This window comes from Pseudomonas sp. Irchel s3h17 (genome assembly GCF_900187505.1).
In the GTDB taxonomy this organism is placed as follows: domain Bacteria; phylum Pseudomonadota; class Gammaproteobacteria; order Pseudomonadales; family Pseudomonadaceae; genus Aquipseudomonas.
The window spans coordinates 112,822-130,663 of sequence record NZ_FYDL01000010.1 but is presented as its reverse complement, the minus strand read 5'-3'; the positions used below and the strand labels follow the sequence as shown (position 1 = coordinate 130,663).

The 17,842-nt window shown below is 61.7% G+C and carries 17 protein-coding genes; 13 read left to right on the top strand and 4 right to left on the bottom strand.

Annotated elements, in window-relative coordinates; translation table 11 throughout:
• Positions 1-7 precede the first annotated feature (7 nt).
• From thiE to CKW25_RS16315, 3 genes are all read left to right on the top strand, one after another.
• Positions 8-625: a thiamine phosphate synthase gene (thiE, locus tag CKW25_RS16325; RefSeq protein ID WP_095080632.1), complete on the top strand. Its 618-nt coding sequence runs from the start codon at positions 8-10 to the stop codon at positions 623-625.
• Positions 626-657: 32 nt separating this feature from the next.
• Complete coding sequence (gene hemL, locus CKW25_RS16320; protein WP_095080630.1) at positions 658-1,941, top strand: glutamate-1-semialdehyde 2,1-aminomutase; 1,284 nt, start codon at positions 658-660, stop codon at positions 1,939-1,941.
• Positions 1,942-2,166: 225 nt separating this feature from the next.
• Positions 2,167-2,721 carry a tetratricopeptide repeat protein gene (locus CKW25_RS16315; RefSeq protein ID WP_095080628.1) on the top strand — a complete coding sequence of 185 codons (555 nt, stop codon included), beginning with the start codon at positions 2,167-2,169 and terminating at the stop codon, positions 2,719-2,721.
• A gap of 184 nt (positions 2,722-2,905) precedes the next feature.
• Here CKW25_RS16315 and CKW25_RS16310 read toward each other — a convergent pair whose 3' ends face one another.
• Entirely contained in the window at positions 2,906-3,235 is a 330-nt protein-coding gene (locus tag CKW25_RS16310) for a DUF1820 family protein (protein ID WP_095080627.1), read from the bottom strand.
• Between the two features lie 135 nt (positions 3,236-3,370).
• Between CKW25_RS16310 and miaB the strand changes: the two genes are divergently transcribed.
• The 5 genes from miaB (at position 3,371) to lnt (ending at position 8,770) form a co-directional block, all read left to right on the top strand.
• On the top strand, positions 3,371-4,696 hold the full coding sequence (gene miaB / locus CKW25_RS16305; protein ID WP_172736537.1) for a tRNA (N6-isopentenyl adenosine(37)-C2)-methylthiotransferase MiaB: 1,326 nt from the start codon (positions 3,371-3,373) through the stop codon (positions 4,694-4,696).
• Positions 4,697-4,895: 199 nt separating this feature from the next.
• Positions 4,896-5,900, top strand: a complete 1,005-nt coding sequence (locus CKW25_RS16295; RefSeq protein ID WP_095080623.1) for a PhoH family protein — start codon at positions 4,896-4,898, stop codon at positions 5,898-5,900.
• On the top strand, positions 5,893-6,387 hold the full coding sequence (gene ybeY / locus CKW25_RS16290; protein ID WP_095080622.1) for an rRNA maturation RNase YbeY: 495 nt from the start codon (positions 5,893-5,895) through the stop codon (positions 6,385-6,387). The genes CKW25_RS16295 and ybeY overlap by 8 nt, the downstream gene beginning before the upstream one ends.
• A gap of 5 nt (positions 6,388-6,392) precedes the next feature.
• On the top strand, positions 6,393-7,232 hold the full coding sequence (locus tag CKW25_RS16285; RefSeq protein ID WP_095080620.1) for an HlyC/CorC family transporter: 840 nt from the start codon (positions 6,393-6,395) through the stop codon (positions 7,230-7,232).
• 14 nt (positions 7,233-7,246) lie between these two features.
• Complete coding sequence (gene lnt / locus CKW25_RS16280) at positions 7,247-8,770, top strand: apolipoprotein N-acyltransferase (RefSeq protein WP_095080618.1); 1,524 nt, start codon at positions 7,247-7,249, stop codon at positions 8,768-8,770.
• Positions 8,771-8,953: 183 nt separating this feature from the next.
• On the opposite strand, the gene CKW25_RS16275 is transcribed toward lnt, so the two are convergent.
• Positions 8,954-9,715: a YdcF family protein gene (locus CKW25_RS16275; RefSeq protein WP_095080617.1), complete on the bottom strand. Its 762-nt coding sequence runs from the start codon at positions 9,713-9,715 to the stop codon at positions 8,954-8,956.
• A gap of 137 nt (positions 9,716-9,852) precedes the next feature.
• Positions 9,853-10,173, bottom strand: a complete 321-nt coding sequence (locus tag CKW25_RS16270) for a hypothetical protein (protein ID WP_095080615.1) — start codon at positions 10,171-10,173, stop codon at positions 9,853-9,855.
• Positions 10,174-10,443: 270 nt separating this feature from the next.
• Here CKW25_RS16270 and leuS point away from each other — a divergent pair, with 270 nt between their 5' ends.
• The 5 genes from leuS to CKW25_RS16245 all read left to right on the top strand — a co-directional run bounded on the left by leuS (position 10,444) and on the right by CKW25_RS16245 (position 16,582).
• A complete protein-coding gene (gene leuS, locus CKW25_RS16265; protein ID WP_095080614.1) occupies positions 10,444-13,050 on the top strand; it encodes a leucine--tRNA ligase in 2,607 nt (868 codons plus the stop codon).
• Between the two features lie 87 nt (positions 13,051-13,137).
• Positions 13,138-13,743 (top strand): LPS assembly lipoprotein LptE, encoded by a 606-nt coding sequence (gene lptE, locus CKW25_RS16260; RefSeq protein ID WP_095080612.1) that lies wholly within the window; start codon positions 13,138-13,140, stop codon positions 13,741-13,743.
• A 39-nt stretch (positions 13,744-13,782) separates the two neighbouring features.
• The gene (gene holA / locus CKW25_RS16255) at positions 13,783-14,820 is read left to right on the top strand and encodes a DNA polymerase III subunit delta (protein WP_095080611.1); all 1,038 of its coding nucleotides are present in this window, start codon (positions 13,783-13,785) and stop codon (positions 14,818-14,820) included.
• A 216-nt stretch (positions 14,821-15,036) separates the two neighbouring features.
• Positions 15,037-15,192 carry an alternative ribosome rescue factor ArfA gene (arfA, locus tag CKW25_RS16250; protein ID WP_095080609.1) on the top strand — a complete coding sequence of 52 codons (156 nt, stop codon included), beginning with the start codon at positions 15,037-15,039 and terminating at the stop codon, positions 15,190-15,192.
• A 70-nt stretch (positions 15,193-15,262) separates the two neighbouring features.
• Positions 15,263-16,582, top strand: a complete 1,320-nt coding sequence (locus tag CKW25_RS16245; RefSeq protein WP_095080608.1) for a lytic murein transglycosylase — start codon at positions 15,263-15,265, stop codon at positions 16,580-16,582.
• A 249-nt stretch (positions 16,583-16,831) separates the two neighbouring features.
• On the opposite strand, the gene CKW25_RS16240 is transcribed toward CKW25_RS16245, so the two are convergent.
• Positions 16,832-17,782, bottom strand: coding sequence for an LD-carboxypeptidase (locus CKW25_RS16240; RefSeq protein ID WP_095080606.1), 951 nt, complete (start codon positions 17,780-17,782; stop codon positions 16,832-16,834).
• Between the last annotated feature and the right edge of the window lie 60 nt (positions 17,783-17,842).

Genomic DNA, 17,842 nt, shown 5'->3' with positions numbered 1-17,842 from the left:
CTGCCCGATGAAACTACGTGGCCTGTACGCCATTACCGACAGCCAGTTACTGGCCGGGAAATTTCTTCAGTACGTGGAGGCCGCGCTGGATGGCGGCGTCACCCTGCTGCAGTACCGCGACAAGAGCAGCGACGACGCCCGTCGACTGCGCGAGGCGCAAGCCCTGCATGACCTGTGCGGGCGCTACAAGACCCAACTGATCATCAACGATGACGCCGAACTGGCCGCGCGCCTGGGCGTTGGCGTACACCTGGGGCAAACCGACGGCCCGCTGACCCCGGCCCGCTCGCTGCTGGGCCGCGAGGCAATCATCGGTTCGACCTGCCACGCGCAGCTCGAGCTCGCCGAGCAAGCGGCAACCGAAGGCGCCAGCTATGTCGCCTTCGGCCGCTTCTTCAACTCCAGCACCAAACCCGGCGCGCCGACCTGCAACCTCGATCTGCTCGACCAGGCCCGCAGCACGCTGCACCTGCCGATCTGCGCGATCGGCGGCATCACCCTGGACAACGCCGCCCCGCTGGTGGCCCATGGGGTTGATCTGCTGGCGGTGGTGCACGGCCTGTTCGGAGCCGAAAGCACCCGGGAAGTGACGCGCCGCGCGCGCGCCTTCAACGATTTGTTTTAAGTATTCAACTACCGATTTTTGAGAGCCCAATCATGTCTCGTTCCGAAACCCTGTTTGCCAATGCCCAGAAACACATTCCCGGCGGCGTGAACTCGCCCGTTCGTGCATTCAAGAGCGTCGGCGGCACGCCGCTGTTCTTCAAGCACGCCGAAGGCGCCTATGTGACGGACGAAGACGACAAGCGCTATGTCGACTACGTCGGCTCCTGGGGCCCGATGATTCTCGGCCACAGCCACCCGGACGTACTGGACGCCGTGCGCAAGCAGTTGGTACACGGCCTGTCCTACGGCGCCCCTACCGCGATGGAAACCGAGATGGCCGACCTGGTCTGCTCGATCGTGCCGTCGATGGAAATGGTGCGCATGGTCAGCTCTGGCACCGAAGCCACCATGAGCGCCATTCGTCTGGCTCGCGGCTTTACCGGTCGCGACAGCATCATCAAATTCGAAGGCTGCTACCACGGCCACTCCGACAGCCTGCTGGTCAAGGCCGGTTCCGGCCTGCTGACCCAAGGTGTGCCAAGCTCCGCCGGTGTACCCGCCGCCTTTGCCAAACACACCCTGACACTGCCGTTCAACGACATCGATGCGGTTGAACAAATGCTTGCCGACGTCGGCCAGGAAGTCGCGTGCATCATCGTCGAGCCGGTCGCCGGCAACATGAACTGCGTACCGCCGGCACCAGGTTTCCTCGAAGGCCTGCGCAGCCTGTGCGACAAGCACGGCGTGGTACTGATTTTCGACGAAGTGATGACCGGTTTCCGCGTGGCACTCGGCGGCGCCCAGGCGCATTACGGCGTGACACCGGACCTGAGCACCTTCGGCAAGATCATCGGCGGCGGCATGCCGGTTGGCTGCTTCGGCGGCAAGCGCGAAATCATGGCGCACATCGCACCTCTGGGCCCGGTCTACCAGGCCGGCACCCTGTCGGGTAACCCGCTGGCCATGGCCGCCGGCCTGACTACCCTGCGCCTGATCAGCCGCCCCGGCTTCCACGACGAACTCAGCGACTACACCAGCCGCCTGCTCGACGGGCTGCAACAGCGTGCCGATGCGGCGGGCATTCCGTTCGTGACCACCCAGGCCGGCGGCATGTTTGGCCTGTACTTCAGTGGCGCCGATGACATCGTGACCTTCGATGACGTGATGGCCAGCGATGCCAACCTGTTCAAGCGCTTCTTCCACCTGATGCTCGAAGGCGGCGTGTACCTGGCACCAAGTGCCTTCGAAGCCGGTTTCACCTCGATCGCCCACGGCGAAGCCGAACTGAAACTGACGCTGGACGCCGCAGAGCGCGCATTCGCCGCCCTGAAATAAGGGATGCGCTGACGTCGACAACCGTTGTCGACGTCAGCGTTACCCTACATTTCTATTTATTTTCTGACCTGACAGGCTCAATTACCCTTAAATGCGGTAGATATAGTCCCCACGCGGCAGAAAAACGAGTAAAGACTTTGTAAGGATGGTCCTGCTTATTTCATAATGCGCGCTTATTGGATCCCTCGACGGGTCCACGCGCCCTCCAGAGGTAAGTCGATTCCCATGAACCGCACCGGCCGCACCCTTGCATTGGGCTGCCTGTTGCTCCTTCAGCCCCTGCTCGCGCACGCACAAGCAGGCGGCAACTCGTTGTTGATCCCGGCAATGGGTCGTTGCACCCTCAATACCCAGCCTGAAGACCTGAAGGAGGCACTCGATGCCTGCCAGAAAGCGTCGGATGCCGGGGATGCGGAAGCGCAATACGAGTTGGGCGAGTTCTACTACGAAGGCAAAAGCGCGCCGCGCGACCTCAATCAAGCCCTGAGCTACTTCGAAAAGGCCTCGCTGCAAGGCCATGCCCAGGCGCAATTCAAACTTGGCACCATGTTCTTCCGGGGCGAAGGTGTGCCGGCCAATAACATCCAGGCGTACATCGTGCTGAAAATGGCAGCGGTCAACGGTGCGGAAGATGCGCTGGACACCGCCGACGAAGTCGCCGAACACATGCAGCGCGATGAACTGGAAGTGGCCACCCAGGTGCTGGGGCAGATTTTCCGTAAATACCTGATGGAACTGCAAAGCGCGGACGGGCGCACGCCTTTCGCGCCACTGCCCTGAATACTGCTGAACGACTGGCGGACCTACGTGGCGAGGGAGCTTGCTCCCGCTGGGGCGCGAAGCGGCCCTGAACCCTGCAATCACTGTCGATCTGGCAGACCGCACTCCTGGGCGTTACGACTGCTTCGCCCGAACGCGGACCGGCCGAGCGGGAGCAAGCTCCCTTGCCACAGGGGCAACCTGTTTACTTCTCAGGCATCGGCATCGGAAACGGCATGACATTGCCAACCGAGCCACGGGCTTCGCTGATTTTCGGGGTACCCAGGCGCTCGACTTCATCGATGCGCACAATCGAATGCATCGGTACAAAACTGCGCACCACGCCTTCGAACTGAGCCTTGAGCTTTTCCTCGCTCGGATCGACGACCACTTGCGTGCGCTCGCCAAAGACGAACTCTTCCACTTCCAGGAAGCCCCACAGATCACTTTGATAGATCTGCTTGGCGTACATTTCGAACACCTGGCCCTGGTTGAGGAAAATCACCTTGTAGATTGGAGCTTCACGTTTGGTCATGGTGGGCGGGTAACACATCGAGGGATAAAAATGAGGGCGCGAACTATAGCATAGCCGCTGGACGCACGATGGTAGGAACCTGGGGACTTGTTCCCTATAATGCGCGGTTCTTTGAATCACGTGATGACTCCCTCCATGGCCAAGAAGCTTTACATCGAAACCCACGGTTGCCAGATGAACGAGTACGACAGCTCGCGCATGGTCGATCTGCTGGGCGAACATCAGGCCTTGGAAGTGACAGCTCGCGCTGAAGATGCGGACGTGATTCTGCTCAACACCTGCTCGATCCGCGAGCGTGCCCAGGACCGGGTCTACTCCCAATTGGGGCGCTGGCGCGAACTGAAGCTCGCCAACCCGGACATGGTGATTGCGGTCGGCGGTTGCGTGGCCAGCCAGGAAGGGGCGGCCATTCGCGACCGCGCGCCCTACGTCGATGTGGTCTTTGGCCCGCAGACCCTGCACCGCCTGCCGGAAATGATCGACGCCGCGCGCATCACCAAATTGCCGCAAGTCGACGTCTCGTTCCCGGAAATCGAAAAGTTCGACCACCTGCCCGAACCGCGCATCGATGGCCCAAGCGCCTACGTATCGGTGATGGAAGGTTGCAGCAAGTACTGCACCTTCTGCGTGGTGCCGTACACCCGGGGCGAGGAAGTCAGCCGGCCGTTCGACGACGTGATCGCCGAGATCATCCACCTGGCCGAGCATGGCGTGCGCGAGGTCACCCTGCTGGGGCAGAACGTCAATGGCTATCGCGGCACCACTCACGATGGCCGCCTGGCCGACCTGGCCGAACTGATCCGGGTAGTCGCCGCCGTCGAGGGGATCGACCGCATTCGCTACACCACCTCGCACCCGCTGGAGTTCTCCGACAGCCTGATCCAGGCCCACGCCGACGTCCCCGAGCTGGTCAAGCACCTGCATTTGCCAGTGCAATCGGGCTCGGACCGGATTCTCAGCGCCATGAAACGCAACCATACCGCGCTCGAGTACAAGTCCAAACTGCGCAAGCTGCGGGCCGCCGTACCCGGCATCTGCATCAGCTCGGACTTCATCGTCGGTTTCCCCGGCGAGACCGAAAAAGACTTCGAGCAAACCATGAAGCTGATCGAAGACGTCGGTTTCGACTTCTCCTATTCCTTTGTCTACAGTCAGCGCCCGGGCACTCCGGCCGCCGATCTGGCCGACGAAACGCCGGAAGAGCTGAAAAAAGAGCGCTTGAATGCCCTGCAGCATCGCCTGAACCAGCAAGGCTTCGAGATCAGCCGACAAATGGTCGGCTCGGTCCAGCGAATCCTGGTGACCGATTACTCGAAAAAAGACCCCGGCGAACTGCAAGGTCGCACCGAGAATAATCGTATCGTCAACTTCCGCTGCGATACTCCAACCCTGATCGGCCAGTTCGCGGACGTGCACATCGACGCCGCACAGCCGCACTCGCTGCGCGGTTCACTGCTGTAGGAGCGAGCGTGCTCGCGATGATCGTCAACGATGACGCTTGCATCCTGAATGAGCGTGGTGCTCTCGAGTCCTTCGCGAGCACGCTCGCTCCTACAGAATCATCGCCGGCTACATTGCTCCGTATAAGAGCTTTCGCACCCAGCCCTCTGGCGTTATCCTTGATTTCATCTTCATTGCCCAAGGGCGGCTAAAAACAACTTTGAACGCACCCATAGAACCCCATCGCTTCATACTCGAGCCCTTTGAGGCTCATCGCTTTGCCAATCTGTGCGGGCAATTCGACGAGCATCTGCGCTTGATCGAGCAGCGCCTGGCGATCGTGATCCGCAATCGCGGCAATCAGTTCGAACTGATCGGCGAGCTCAAACACACCACCTCCGCGGAACACCTGTTGCGCCGGCTCTACCGTGAAACCAAGGGTAGCGAGCTGTCGCCGGACATGGTCCACCTGTTCCTGCAGGAGTCGGCCGTGGAAGAGCTGAACAATCACTCGCCCGCCGAACCCGCCGTCGCGCTGCGCACCAAGAAGGGCATGATTCGCCCTCGCGGCTTGAACCAGCAGCGCTACGTGAAGGAAGTCCTGGCCAACGACATCAACTTCGGCATCGGCCCGGCCGGTACCGGCAAGACGTACCTGGCCGTAGCCTGTGCAGTCGATGCGCTGGAGCGCGAGCAGATCCGCCGCATCCTGCTGGTACGCCCGGCGGTCGAGGCTGGCGAGAAACTCGGCTTCCTGCCTGGCGACCTGTCGCAGAAGATCGACCCGTACCTGCGCCCGCTCTATGACGCGCTGTACGAAATGCTCGGTTTCGAACTGGTGGCCAAACTGATCGAACGCCAGGTGATCGAAGTCGCGCCGCTGGCCTACATGCGCGGCCGCACGCTGAACAACAGCTTCATCATCCTCGACGAAAGCCAGAACACCACCGTCGAGCAGATGAAAATGTTCCTGACCCGGATCGGCTTTGGTTCGACGGCGGTCATTACCGGTGACGTCACCCAGATCGACCTGCCCAAAGGCACCAAGTCCGGACTCATCCATGTGACCGAAGTACTGAAGGACGTGCCAGGTATCAGCTTTACTCACTTCAAGCCCAAAGACGTCGTGCGTCATCCGCTGGTCCAGCGCATCGTCGAAGCCTATGAGCGCTATGAAAACCATGCCGCTGCACAAAACCCGAAGGACAGCCACCGCGATGCTTGAGCTTGACCTGCAACGGGCGACCCAGGCGCCTGCCCCAAGCGAAGCCGAATTCCGCCAATGGTGCGAGCTGGCCCTGCGCCAACGCAGCGCCGACTCGGAAATGACCATTCGCCTGGTCGACGAAGCGGAAGGGCGTGAACTCAATCACACCTGGCGTCAAAAAGATTACGCCACCAACGTCCTGTCGTTCCCGGCCGATGTGCCTGACGAGTTCCTCGACATCCCGTTACTGGGCGACCTGGTGATCTGCGTGGCCGTGGTCGAGCGCGAAGCGACCGAGCAAGGCAAGGCATTGAAGGCCCACTGGGCACATCTGGTGATTCATGGCTGCTTGCATCTATTGGGTTACGACCATATAGATGATGACGAAGCCGAAGAAATGGAAGCGCTGGAACGAACGTTGCTTGCAGAACTGGGTCATCCGGACCCTTATGCGGACGACGAAACCGAAACACCCCCTATCGTTACAACAAAGGATTCAGAGTAATCGCTATGAGCGAAGATCGATCGAGCAACGGGCAAAAGTCCTGGCTGGGTAAACTCACCCAAGCTTTTGCCCATGAGCCGAAAAACCGTCAGGAGCTGCTTGAACTCCTGCGCGATGCCCACCAGAACAAGTTGCTGGACAGCGAAGCGCTGGCCATCGTCGAAGGCGCCATCCAGGTGGCTGACCTGCAAGTACGGGACATCATGGTCCCGCGCTCGCAGATGATCAGCATCAAGGCGACCCAGACACCCCGCGAGTTCCTGCCCGCCGTGCTCGACTCGGCCCACTCCCGCTACCCGGTGATTGGCGAAAGCCACGACGACGTGATGGGCGTGCTGCTGGCCAAGGACTTGCTGCCGTTGATCCTCAAGGAGAACGGCGACAACTTCAACATCAAGGACCTGTTGCGTCCAGCCACCTTCGTGCCCGAGTCCAAGCGCCTGAACGTGCTGCTGCGCGAATTCCGCGCCAACCATAACCACATGGCCATCGTCATCGACGAATACGGCGGAGTGGCGGGCCTGGTGACCATTGAAGACGTGCTGGAACAGATCGTCGGCGACATCGAGGACGAGCACGACGTCGAAGAGGACAGCTACATCAAGCCGCTGCCCAGCGGTGACTTCCTGATCAAGGCCCTGACCCCGATCGAGAACTTCAACGAGTTCTTCGACAGTGAGTTTTCCGACGACGAGTTCGACACCGTCGGTGGCCTGGTGATGAGCGCGTTCGGGCACTTGCCAAAACGCAATGAAATCACTGAAATCGGCGCTTATCGCTTTCGCATCCTCAATGCCGATAGCCGTCGTATCCACTTGCTGCGCCTGACACCTATCGCCCGGTAATTCTAAGGACTGAAATGCATCGTATGACCCGCCCCGGCTGGCCCGGTAACCTGCTGGCCGTGGCGGCCGGTGCAATCACCACCCTGGCGCTGGCGCCATTCGATATCTGGCCGCTGGCGTTGCTGGCGGTCGGGTTCTTCTACGCAGGCTTGCGTGAACTGACACCCCGCCAGGCCCTGGGCCGCGGCTGGTGCTTCGGTTTTGGTCTGTTTGGCGCTGGCACCAGCTGGATCTACTACAGCATCCACCACTTCGGCGGCGCTTCCATGCTGCTGGCCGGCCTGCTGATGCTGGCGTTCACCGCGGCGATTGCCTGGTTCTTCGCCCTGCCCGCCTGGGTCTGGGCACGCTGGCTGCGCCGCAACGAAGCACCGCTGGCCGACGCCCTGGCCTTCGCTGCGTTGTGGGTAGGCCAGGAAGCGTTCCGGGGCTGGTTCCTCACCGGCTTCCCCTGGCTCTATTCCGGCTACAGTCAACTCGACGGCCCGCTGACCGGCCTGGCACCGCTGGGTGGCATCTGGCTGATCTCCTTCGGTATCGCCCTCAGCGCCGCGCTGCTGTACAACCTGCCGCGCCTGATCAAGGCCGGCCGCACCGGTTTTATCGTCGCGGGCCTGCTGTTACTGGCCGCGCCGTGGGTCGTTGGACTGTCGCTCAAGGGGCATGCCTGGACCAGCCCGTCGGGCGATCCGCTGAGCGTTGCGGCGATTCAGGGCAATATCGAACAAAGCATGAAATGGGACCCGGCGCAGCTCAACTCGCAGCTGGCGCTGTACCGTGACATGAGCCTGAGCTCCAAGCGCGTCGACCTGCTGATCTGGCCGGAAACCGCGGTGCCTGTGCTCAAGGAGTCCGCCGAGGGCTACCTGAACATGATGGGCAACTTCGCCGCCGATCGAAACTCGGCCCTGATCACCGGCGTGCCGATCCGCCAGCAAGTGCATCAAGAGAAACGCTTCTACAACGGCATTACCGTGGTCGGTGAAGGTGAAGGCACCTACCTCAAGCAAAAACTGGTGCCGTTCGGCGAATACGTACCACTGCAGGAAGTGCTGCGCGGGCTGATCGCCTTCTTCGACCTGCCGATGTCGGACTTCGCCCGCGGCCCGGCCGATCAGCCGATGCTGCAAGCCAAGGGTTACCAGATTGCACCGTTCATCTGCTACGAGGTGGTGTATCCGGAATTTGCCGCCAGCCTGTCGGCGCGCAGCGATCTGCTGCTGACCATCAGCAACGACACCTGGTTCGGCACCTCCATTGGCCCCCTGCAACACCTGCAAATGGCGCAGATGCGGGCACTGGAGGCCGGCCGCTGGATGATTCGCTCCACCAACAACGGCGTGACCGGGCTGATTGACCCGTTCGGCAAGATCACCGTGCAGATTCCGCAATTCGAGCGCGGCATTCTCTATGGTGAAGTGGTGCCGATGCACAACCTGACGCCTTACCTGCAATGGCGCTCATGGCCGCTGATCATTGTCTGCACGCTGCTGTTTGGCTGGGCACTGCTGGCAAGCCGGATCGCCAAGACGGTGTAAGCGCTATACCCGGCCTTGCTGGCGAATGAGCCGTTGTGGCGAGGGAGCTTGCTCCCGCTGGACTGCAAAGCGGTCCCAATCCAGCAAATCGGATTTATCAGGCACACCGCAGCAGTCCTGTGACGGCTGCTGCGCACCCGAGCGGGAGCAAGCTCCCTCGCCACAGGAACAGTGTCGACTCAACTATCGGTAAAACACCGTATAACCCATCTGCCCTACTGCCTCGTTCACCAACTGCCCCGAGCGCCAGACCGACTTGACCGTCGGTAGCCAGCCGCCAAAGGGCTCACCGTTGTCGGCACCCATAAAGCCCACGGGCGCCGGCACCACCGTCAATCCCGCCGCCTCGAAGCTCCAGACACTGCGTGGCATGTGCCAGGCCTGCGTCACCAGCACCACCCGCCTCAAGCCCAAGGGTTGCAGCAGCTCGGCGGTGAACTGTGCGTTCTCCCAGGTCGTGCGGCTGCGGCCCTCCTGCCAGCGAACCGTCACCCCAAAATCATCCTGCAGCGAATCGGCCATGAGCTTGGCTTCGGTGGGCGGAGTGCCGTAATGCAGTCCGCCACTGGTCAACACTGGCAGCCCCGAGGCCTTGGCCAGCCGCGCGGCATAACGCTCACGCTCCAGGACCACCCCGGTGGGCTGATCACTGCCCCAGGCCCGATCACCCCGCTCGCGCCCTGCGCCCAACACCACAATCACATCGGCACGCTCGGCCAGGGTCGCCCATTCGCTGCGGGCCAGGGGCGGTTCGCGCTCAAGGATCCTGGCGCCCCACTGTACGACCACCGGCAAGCTCATCAACCAGAACCCGCCCAGCCCGAGGGCGAAACACAGCCCTGCCAGGCGCGGCCTTGATCGGCGCAACCACCAGGCAAGCAGGAGCAACAGCAAGAGAATGCCGGGCGGCAAGAGTAGTTGTTTGACGAAATAGCGAAAAGGCATCGAGCATCTCCGAAAGATGCCCGAAGCCTAAGTGGGTTGAAGCAAAGCGACAACTAAGGTGGCTGGCTTTTTCATCAAAAAGCCATCACCGGTGACTTCATGTGCCCGCATGGGGCGACAAACACGCGCCTGTACACTTACTTGACTCGCAGGGACCGGACCTTTACCGCGTCACTGCCAGGCACCTTGTCTTTCAACCATATGACTTTGGCCGAACGAGGGGCATCGTTGTGCTTCACCGCTTCTGACAAGACGCCATGCGCCTCGCGTTCACTACGGTCCAGATAAGCCTTGATCAGTTCGAACTCTGCGCGGCTCAACCCGCGAAGTTCAAGTTCCAGAGGGCGCTCATCGCGCAACCGCCCAGCTGTTTTTGCCGCATCCAGGGCCACCCCCAGACGATCTATCAGCTTTTCATACAACTCGGGTTTTGTGACTTTTGTTTGCGACTCAACCATCCCTCACCTCATTGAAGATAAGACTCACTCCCCAACTAGAGCTTAGCCTCACTGGGCAAACCGACCGTGCGCCGCGACCAACGGCCCCACGCGTGGGCGGCGCTGCACAATCAAGTTTCCCTAGGCCGAGCACGGTCATGTATGCTACGGCGCTTCCTGTAACTCCACTTCCAGCTCTGCTGGGCATCGAAAACGCCATATTTGGCGCAATCCGGGTCCAGCGTTGCATTGAAGAGGATTAGGCCACCCCTATTCAGTTCAAAAGTAGCCATGCACGAACAATATCAGCCCCGTGAAATCGAAGCCGCCGCCCAGTCATTCTGGGATGAGCAAAAGTCCTTTGAAGTCAGTGAACAGCCAGGCAAGGAAACCTACTATTGCCTGTCGATGTTCCCTTACCCCAGCGGCAAGCTACACATGGGGCATGTGCGCAACTACACCATTGGCGACGTGATCTCCCGCTACCAGCGCATGCAAGGCAAGAACGTCTTGCAACCCATGGGTTGGGACGCCTTCGGCATGCCGGCGGAAAACGCCGCGATGAAGAACAACGTAGCGCCCGCCAAATGGACCTACGAGAACATCGCCTACATGAAGACCCAGCTGCGCAGCCTGGGCCTGGCGGTGGACTGGTCGCGCGAAGTGACCACCTGCAAGCCCGATTACTACCGCTGGGAACAATGGCTGTTCACTCGCCTGTTCGAAAAAGGCGTGATCTACCGTAAAAACGGCACCGTGAACTGGGACCCGGTCGACCAGACCGTTCTGGCCAACGAGCAAGTGATCGACGGTCGCGGCTGGCGCTCCGGTGCGCTGATCGAAAAACGCGAAATCCCGATGTACTACTTCAAGATCACCGCCTACGCGGATGAACTGCTGGAGAGTCTCGATGAACTGACTGGCTGGCCTGAACAGGTCAAGACCATGCAGCGCAACTGGATCGGCAAATCCCGCGGCATGGAAGTGCAGTTCCCGTACAACGTCGAGTCGATCGGCGAAACCGGCGCACTGAAAGTCTTCACCACCCGTCCAGACACCCTGATGGGCGCGACCTACGTCGCCGTGGCCGCCGAGCACCACCTGGCCACCCTGGCCGCGCAGAACAACCCTGAGCTGCAAGCGTTCATCGCTGAATGCAAGGGCGGTAGCGTCGCCGAAGCCGACATGGCGACCCAGGAGAAGAAAGGCCTGCCGACGTCACTGTTCGTCGAACACCCGCTGACCGGTGAAAAACTGCCAGTGTGGGTCGCCAACTACGTGCTGATGCACTACGGCGATGGCGCGGTCATGGCAGTGCCTGCTCACGACGAGCGCGACTTCGAGTTCGCCCACAAGTACAACCTGCCGGTCAAATCGGTGGTGCGCACCAGCACAGGTGACACCAACCCGGCGCCATGGCAAGACGCCTACGGCGAACACGGCACGCTGATCAATTCCGGCGAGTTCGACGGCCTCGATTTCGCAGGCGCGTTCGACGCCATGGAAGTCGCCCTGATCAAGAAAGAACTGGGCGCCTCGCGCACCCAGTTCCGCCTGCGCGACTGGGGCATCAGCCGCCAGCGCTACTGGGGCTGCCCGATCCCGATCATCCACTGCGATACCTGCGGTGACGTGCCGGTGCCGGAAGACCAGTTGCCTGTCGTCCTGCCAGAAGACGTCGTACCCGACGGCGCTGGCTCGCCACTGGCGCGCATGCCCGAGTTCTACGAGTGCAGCTGCCCTAAATGCGGCCAGCCTGCCAAGCGTGAAACCGACACCATGGACACCTTCGTCGAGTCCTCGTGGTACTACGCCCGCTACGCCTCGCCGCACTTTGAAGGTGGCCTGGTAGAAAAATCAGCGGCCGACCACTGGTTGCCGGTGGACCAGTACATCGGCGGTATCGAACACGCCATTCTTCACCTGCTTTATGCACGCTTCTTCCACAAGTTGATGCGTGACGAAGGCCTGGTCAGCTCCAACGAGCCGTTCAAGAACCTGCTGACCCAGGGCATGGTGATCGCGGAAACCTACTACCGTCGCGAAGCCAACGGCAGCTACACCTGGTTCAACCCGGCAGACGTTGAACTGGAGCGCGACAGCAAGGCCAAGATCATTGGCGCCAAGCTGATTTCCGACGGCCTGCCGGTGGAAATCGGTGGCACCGAGAAGATGGCCAAGTCGAAGAACAACGGCGTTGACCCGCAGTCGATGATCGACCAGTACGGTGCCGACACCTGCCGCCTGTTCATGATGTTCGCCTCGCCGCCTGACATGAGCCTGGAATGGTCCGACTCCGGCGTCGAGGGTTCGCACCGCTTCCTCAAGCGCGTCTGGCGCCTGGCTCAGTCTCATGTAGGCCAGGGCCTGCCGGGCAAGCTGGACATCGCCACACTGAACGACGAGCAGAAAGTCATTCGGCGCTCGATCCACCTGGCCATCAAGCAAGCCAGCCAGGACGTCGGCCAGCACCACAAATTCAACACCGCCATCGCCCAGGTGATGACGTTGATGAACGTGCTGGAAAAAGCCCCGCAAGGGACCGACCAGGACCGCTCACTGATTCACGAAGGCCTGGAAACCGTAGCCCTGCTGCTGGCTCCGATCACGCCGCACATCAGCCATGAGCTGTGGCATCGCCTGGGTCACGCCGATCCGGTGATCGACGCCGGCTGGCCGGTGCTGGACGAGACCGCGCTGGTGCAGGACAGCCTGCAACTGGTCATCCAGGTCAACGGCAAGCTGCGTGGCCAGATCGAGATGCCGGCCAGCGCGACGCGCGAAGAAGTCGAGGCCGCTGCACGGGCCAACGAGAACGTGCTGCGCTTTGTCGACGGCCTGACGATTCGTAAAGTGATCGTGGTGCCCGGGAAACTGGTCAACATCGTCGCCAGCTAATTGGATCAGGCGCCAGGTTCGCCTGGCGCCGTATAAAACCTTTCGGGCCGCGCTGTCGGCCCTCACGGTTTCAAGGGGAGCAACAAGATGATCAAGCGCAACCTGCTGGTGATGGGCCTCGCGGTCCTGCTGAGCGCCTGCGGTTTCCAGCTGCGTGGCACCGGTTCCACCGAACTGGCGATCAAGGAACTCGACCTGAGCGCCCGTAACGCCTATGGCGATACCGTGGTGATGATGCGTCAGGTATTGCAAAGCAGTGGCGTCCACGTGGCTGCCGGCGCACCTTACAAACTGGTGTTCACCAATGAGCAGACGACCCAGCGCGTCCTGAGCTACTCCGGTGCCGGCCGTGCCGCGGAGAACGAACTGACCACCGTGCTGGACTACCAGATCGTCGGCCAGAACAACCTGTCGCTGATCCGCGACAAAATCCAAGTACAGAAAGTCGTCATGCACGATGGCAGCAACATCACCGGCTCCGTTCAGGAAGCCGATGAAGCCCAGAAGGAAATACGCCGTGACCTGGTGCAACGCATGATGTTGCGCCTGCAGCAACTGAGCCCTGCTCAACTGGATCAGCTGCAACAATCCGCCGATGCACGTGCCAAGGCCGAAGCCCAGGCGCTGGAAGCGGCCCAGAAAGCCGAGGCGAACACCCCGCGTCAGTCGCCTCTGCAAGTACCTGCCGAGTAAGTCTTACGGGGCGCTATTGCGCCCCGTTTGCCCCGCCTTATGAAACTCGCCCCCGCCCAACTCGGCAAACACCTGCAAGGTGCCCTCGCTCCGGTGTACATCATCAGCGGCGATGACCCGCTGTTGTGCCAGGAAGCCGCCGACGCCATCCGCTCTGCTGCCCGCCAGCAGGGTTTTGACGAGCGCCAGGTATTCAGTGCCGATGCCAGCTTCGACTGGGGCACCCTGCTGCAAGCGGGTGCCAGCATGTCCCTGTTCGCCGAAAAGCGTCTGCTGGAGCTGCGCTTGCCGTCCGGCAAGCCGGGTGACAAGGGCGCAGCGGCATTGATGGAATACTGCTCGCGACCGGCAGAAGACACGCTGCTGCTGATCAGCCTGCCCAAGCTTGACGGCAGCGCGCAGAAAACCAAATGGGGCAAGGCGCTGGTCGAAGGTGCGCAGACCCAGTTCGTGCAAATCTGGCCGGTCGATGTCGGCCAGTTGCCGCAGTGGATTCGCCAGCGCCTGTCCCAGGCCGGGCTGTCCGCCAGCCAGGATGCCGTTGAACTGATCGCCGCCCGGGTGGAAGGCAACCTGTTGGCCGCCGCCCAGGAAATCGAAAAGCTCAAGCTGATGGCCGAAGGTGGCCAGATCACCGTGGAAACGGTACAGGCGGCCGTGGCCGACAGTGCGCGTTTCGATGTATTCGGGCTCACCGATGCGATCCTCAACGGTGAAGCCGCCCATGCGCTGCGCATGCTCGAAGGCTTGCGCGGCGAAGGTGTGGAACCACCAGTCATCCTCTGGGCCCTGGCCCGGGAACTGCGCCTGCTGGCCAACCTGTCGCTGCAATACAGCCAGGGCGTACCGCTGGACAAAGCCTTCAGCCAGGCCCGACCGCCGGTCTGGGACAAGCGCAAGCCGCTGATGAGCAAGGCCCTGCAACGCTACTCGGCACCGCGCTGGGCGCAACTGTTGCTCGAAGCGCAACGCATCGACGCACAGATCAAGGGCCAGGCCGCCGGCTCGCCGTGGATGAGCCTCAGCCGTCTGTCGCTGTTGATGGCTGGCCAGCGCCTGAATTTGCCCGCCGAGTAACCCTTTTGTGGCTAGAGGGCTTGCTCCCGCCGGCCGGTCTGCGCTCCGGTGCAGCCGTCGTCGATGAGGATGCTCTTTGGGGGTCGCTTCGCAACCCAGCGCGAGCAAGCTCCCTCGCCACGGATCATCTGTCCTGCCTATCCCATGGACTAGACAACGTCCAAACTTCGGCCGATGATTCTCCGCGCAAGAACCCACCCAGCGAGCGTACCGCCCATGAGCAGAAACAAGCGGCCCAATAAGGCCAAGTCCATCGTCGCCCAACCACTGTTCCGCAGCCGCCAGGAACAACCGGCCAAGGGCAAAGGCAGCTACCGCCGCGAAGCCTTCCAGTCTAAAAGCTGGGAGGCTTCTTGCTTTCTGGCCGCTTGAAAGGTGAGGCCCCTCCAGCCCTCCGGTCATGATAAGGTCGACACCTGATTCGTTTTCTCTGGACCTGTGCATGCCCTTTTGTATTTCCCGTCGTTGGCACCTGCGCCAACTGATTGCGGCTTCCAGCCTTGTTCTGCTTGTTGCCTGCGCGGAAAAACCGACCGCCGCCGACGCCCAACCGCTTCAGACCGTACCGGTCACGACCGCCCCGGCCGTCATTACGCCCGTCGTACCGACAGAAAACCTCGAGATCCAACCCAGCCAGACGTTTGAGCAATGGCAGGCCGCGTTCCGCAAGGACGCCCTCGCCGCCGGCATCAGCCCTTCCCTGTTCGACCGCGCCTTTGCCGGCGTCACGCCGGACATGAGCGTGATCCGTGCCGACCGCAGCCAGCCTGAGTTCGCTCGGCCGGTGTGGGAATACCTCGACGGCGCCCTCTCCGCTCTGCGCGTGCGCAAAGGCCAGGCACTGCTCAGCCAGTATGCCGACACCCTGAGCGCCATCGAACAGCGCTATGGCGTCGATCGCCAGGTCCTGGTGGCCGTCTGGGGAATGGAAAGCAATTTCGGCAGCTTCCAGGGTGACAAGTCAGTGATTCGCTCGCTGGCAACCCTGGCCTACGAAGGCCGGCGTCCGGGTTTTGCCCACGCGCAATTGCTGGCGGCGTTGCAGATTCTGCAACAGGGTGATATCGCCCCCGAGAAGATGCTCGGCTCCTGGGCCGGCGCCATGGGCCAGACCCAGTTCATCCCGACCACCTACAATACGCACGCCGTGGACTTCGATGGCGATGGTCGCCGCGACATCTGGAACAGCCCGGCCGACGCGCTGGCCTCGACCGCCCATTACCTGCAAAGCTCCGGCTGGCAGAAAGGCCAGCCGTGGGGCTTTGAAGTCACAGTGCCAGGTACCTTCAATTACGCGCTGGCCGACGGCGCCATCCGCAAAAGCGTCGCCGAATGGACGCAACTGGGCGTCAAGCTGCCAAACGACGCCAGCGTACCCGCAGGCTCCGAGCAACTGTCCGCTGCCCTGCTGCTGCCCGCCGGCTATCGCGGCCCGGCCTTCCTGATCCTCGACAACTTCCGTGCGGTGCTCAAGTACAACAACTCGTCGTCCTACGCACTGGCGGTGAACCTGTTGTCGGAACGCTTCAGCGGCGCTGGCCGGATCAACGGCGAATGGCCCAAGGACGATCTGCCGTTGAGTCGCACCGAGCGCATTGAACTGCAGACCCTGCTCAGCGCCAACCAGTATGACGCCGGCAACCCCGACGGCATCATCGGCGCCAACACCCGCAAAGCCATTCGCGCAGCCCAGCAGTCATTTGGCTGGCCGGCGGACGGCTATCCGACGCGCAAGCTGCTGGATAGTTTGCGTAACCGCTAAAGGCATCGTAGGCAAGAGCAACTGCCCTGCTCACAGGCTTGTTCTCGCCACGTAGAGGAGCGCCGAACACCTCCCCGTGGCGAGCGAGCTTGCTCGCGCTGGGGCGCGCAGCGCACCTTGAGAGGTGATTGCGGTCTATCAGAAAGACCTCGGTGACATTTTTTGGGCTGCTGCGCAACCCAGCGCGAGCAAGCTCGCTCGCCAAGGGAGCAGCGTTCAGGCCTTATTGAGCAGCATAAGCACCTGTCGCTAGGGCTTGACCACCACATCCTGCTCCAGCACCAACGTCTTGCTCCCCGCATCCAGCGTTACCAACGCGCCCATCGGCAAGGTCAGGTTCGGGTCGCAGTGCCCGCTGCGCCAGCCGGCCAGCACCGGAATGCCGAACGGCGCGAAGGTCTGCTTGAGCAACTGCGCCAGCGCCTCGTTGTCCACACCGGCCACATCCCCCGCCAACACTCCCCGCAACCGGTTCAACTTTCCGGCCAGTCGCAAGTGGGTCAGCAGTCGATCGATGCGATACAGCGGCTCGTTGATGTCCTCGATGAACAGAATGATCCCGTCGGCATCGATTTCGAACGGCGTTCCCAGGGTGGCGGCGATCATCGACAGATTCCCGCCCTGCAAACGCCCGTGAGCGATGCCAGGCTCGATGGTCGTCAGCGGATAGGCCACCGGGTGCGCCAACAGGCTGCCGGCTTTGAGCTGCCCCCTGAGCATGCTGAACAATGACGCCTCGGTCGGTTGCTGCTTGTCCCCCAGCAGGTCCGCGTTGAGCATCGGCCCGTGAAACGTGACAAACCCCGAGTAGCGGCTGATCGCCAGGTGCAATGCGGTGATGTCGCTATAGCCGACGAACGGTTTGGCATGGCGCCGCAGCAGCTCATAGTCGATACGGTCCAGCAAGCGAGGGCTGCCGTATCCCCCGCGCAGACAGAGGATGGCGTCGATGGCCGGGTCGGTAAATGCATCATGCAGGTCCTTCAGGCGGACCTCATCGCTGCCGGCCAGGTAACCATCCTTTTCCAGGACACCGGGGAAGATCCGCAGCGAGTAGCCCCGCATCCGCATCCACTGCAGCGCCTTCTCGGCCTCCAGTGCCGCCGGGCCCGCCGGTGCAATGACGCCAATGCGCCCTTCAGCCGGCAGTGCCGGGACGGGGGTGTGTTCGCTAATGGTGAGGGTGGAGCGAGTGGTCATCCGTGATTCTCCCTGCGTGACGGCTTGCACACACAGTAGTCAGGAACGGGGACAAACAGA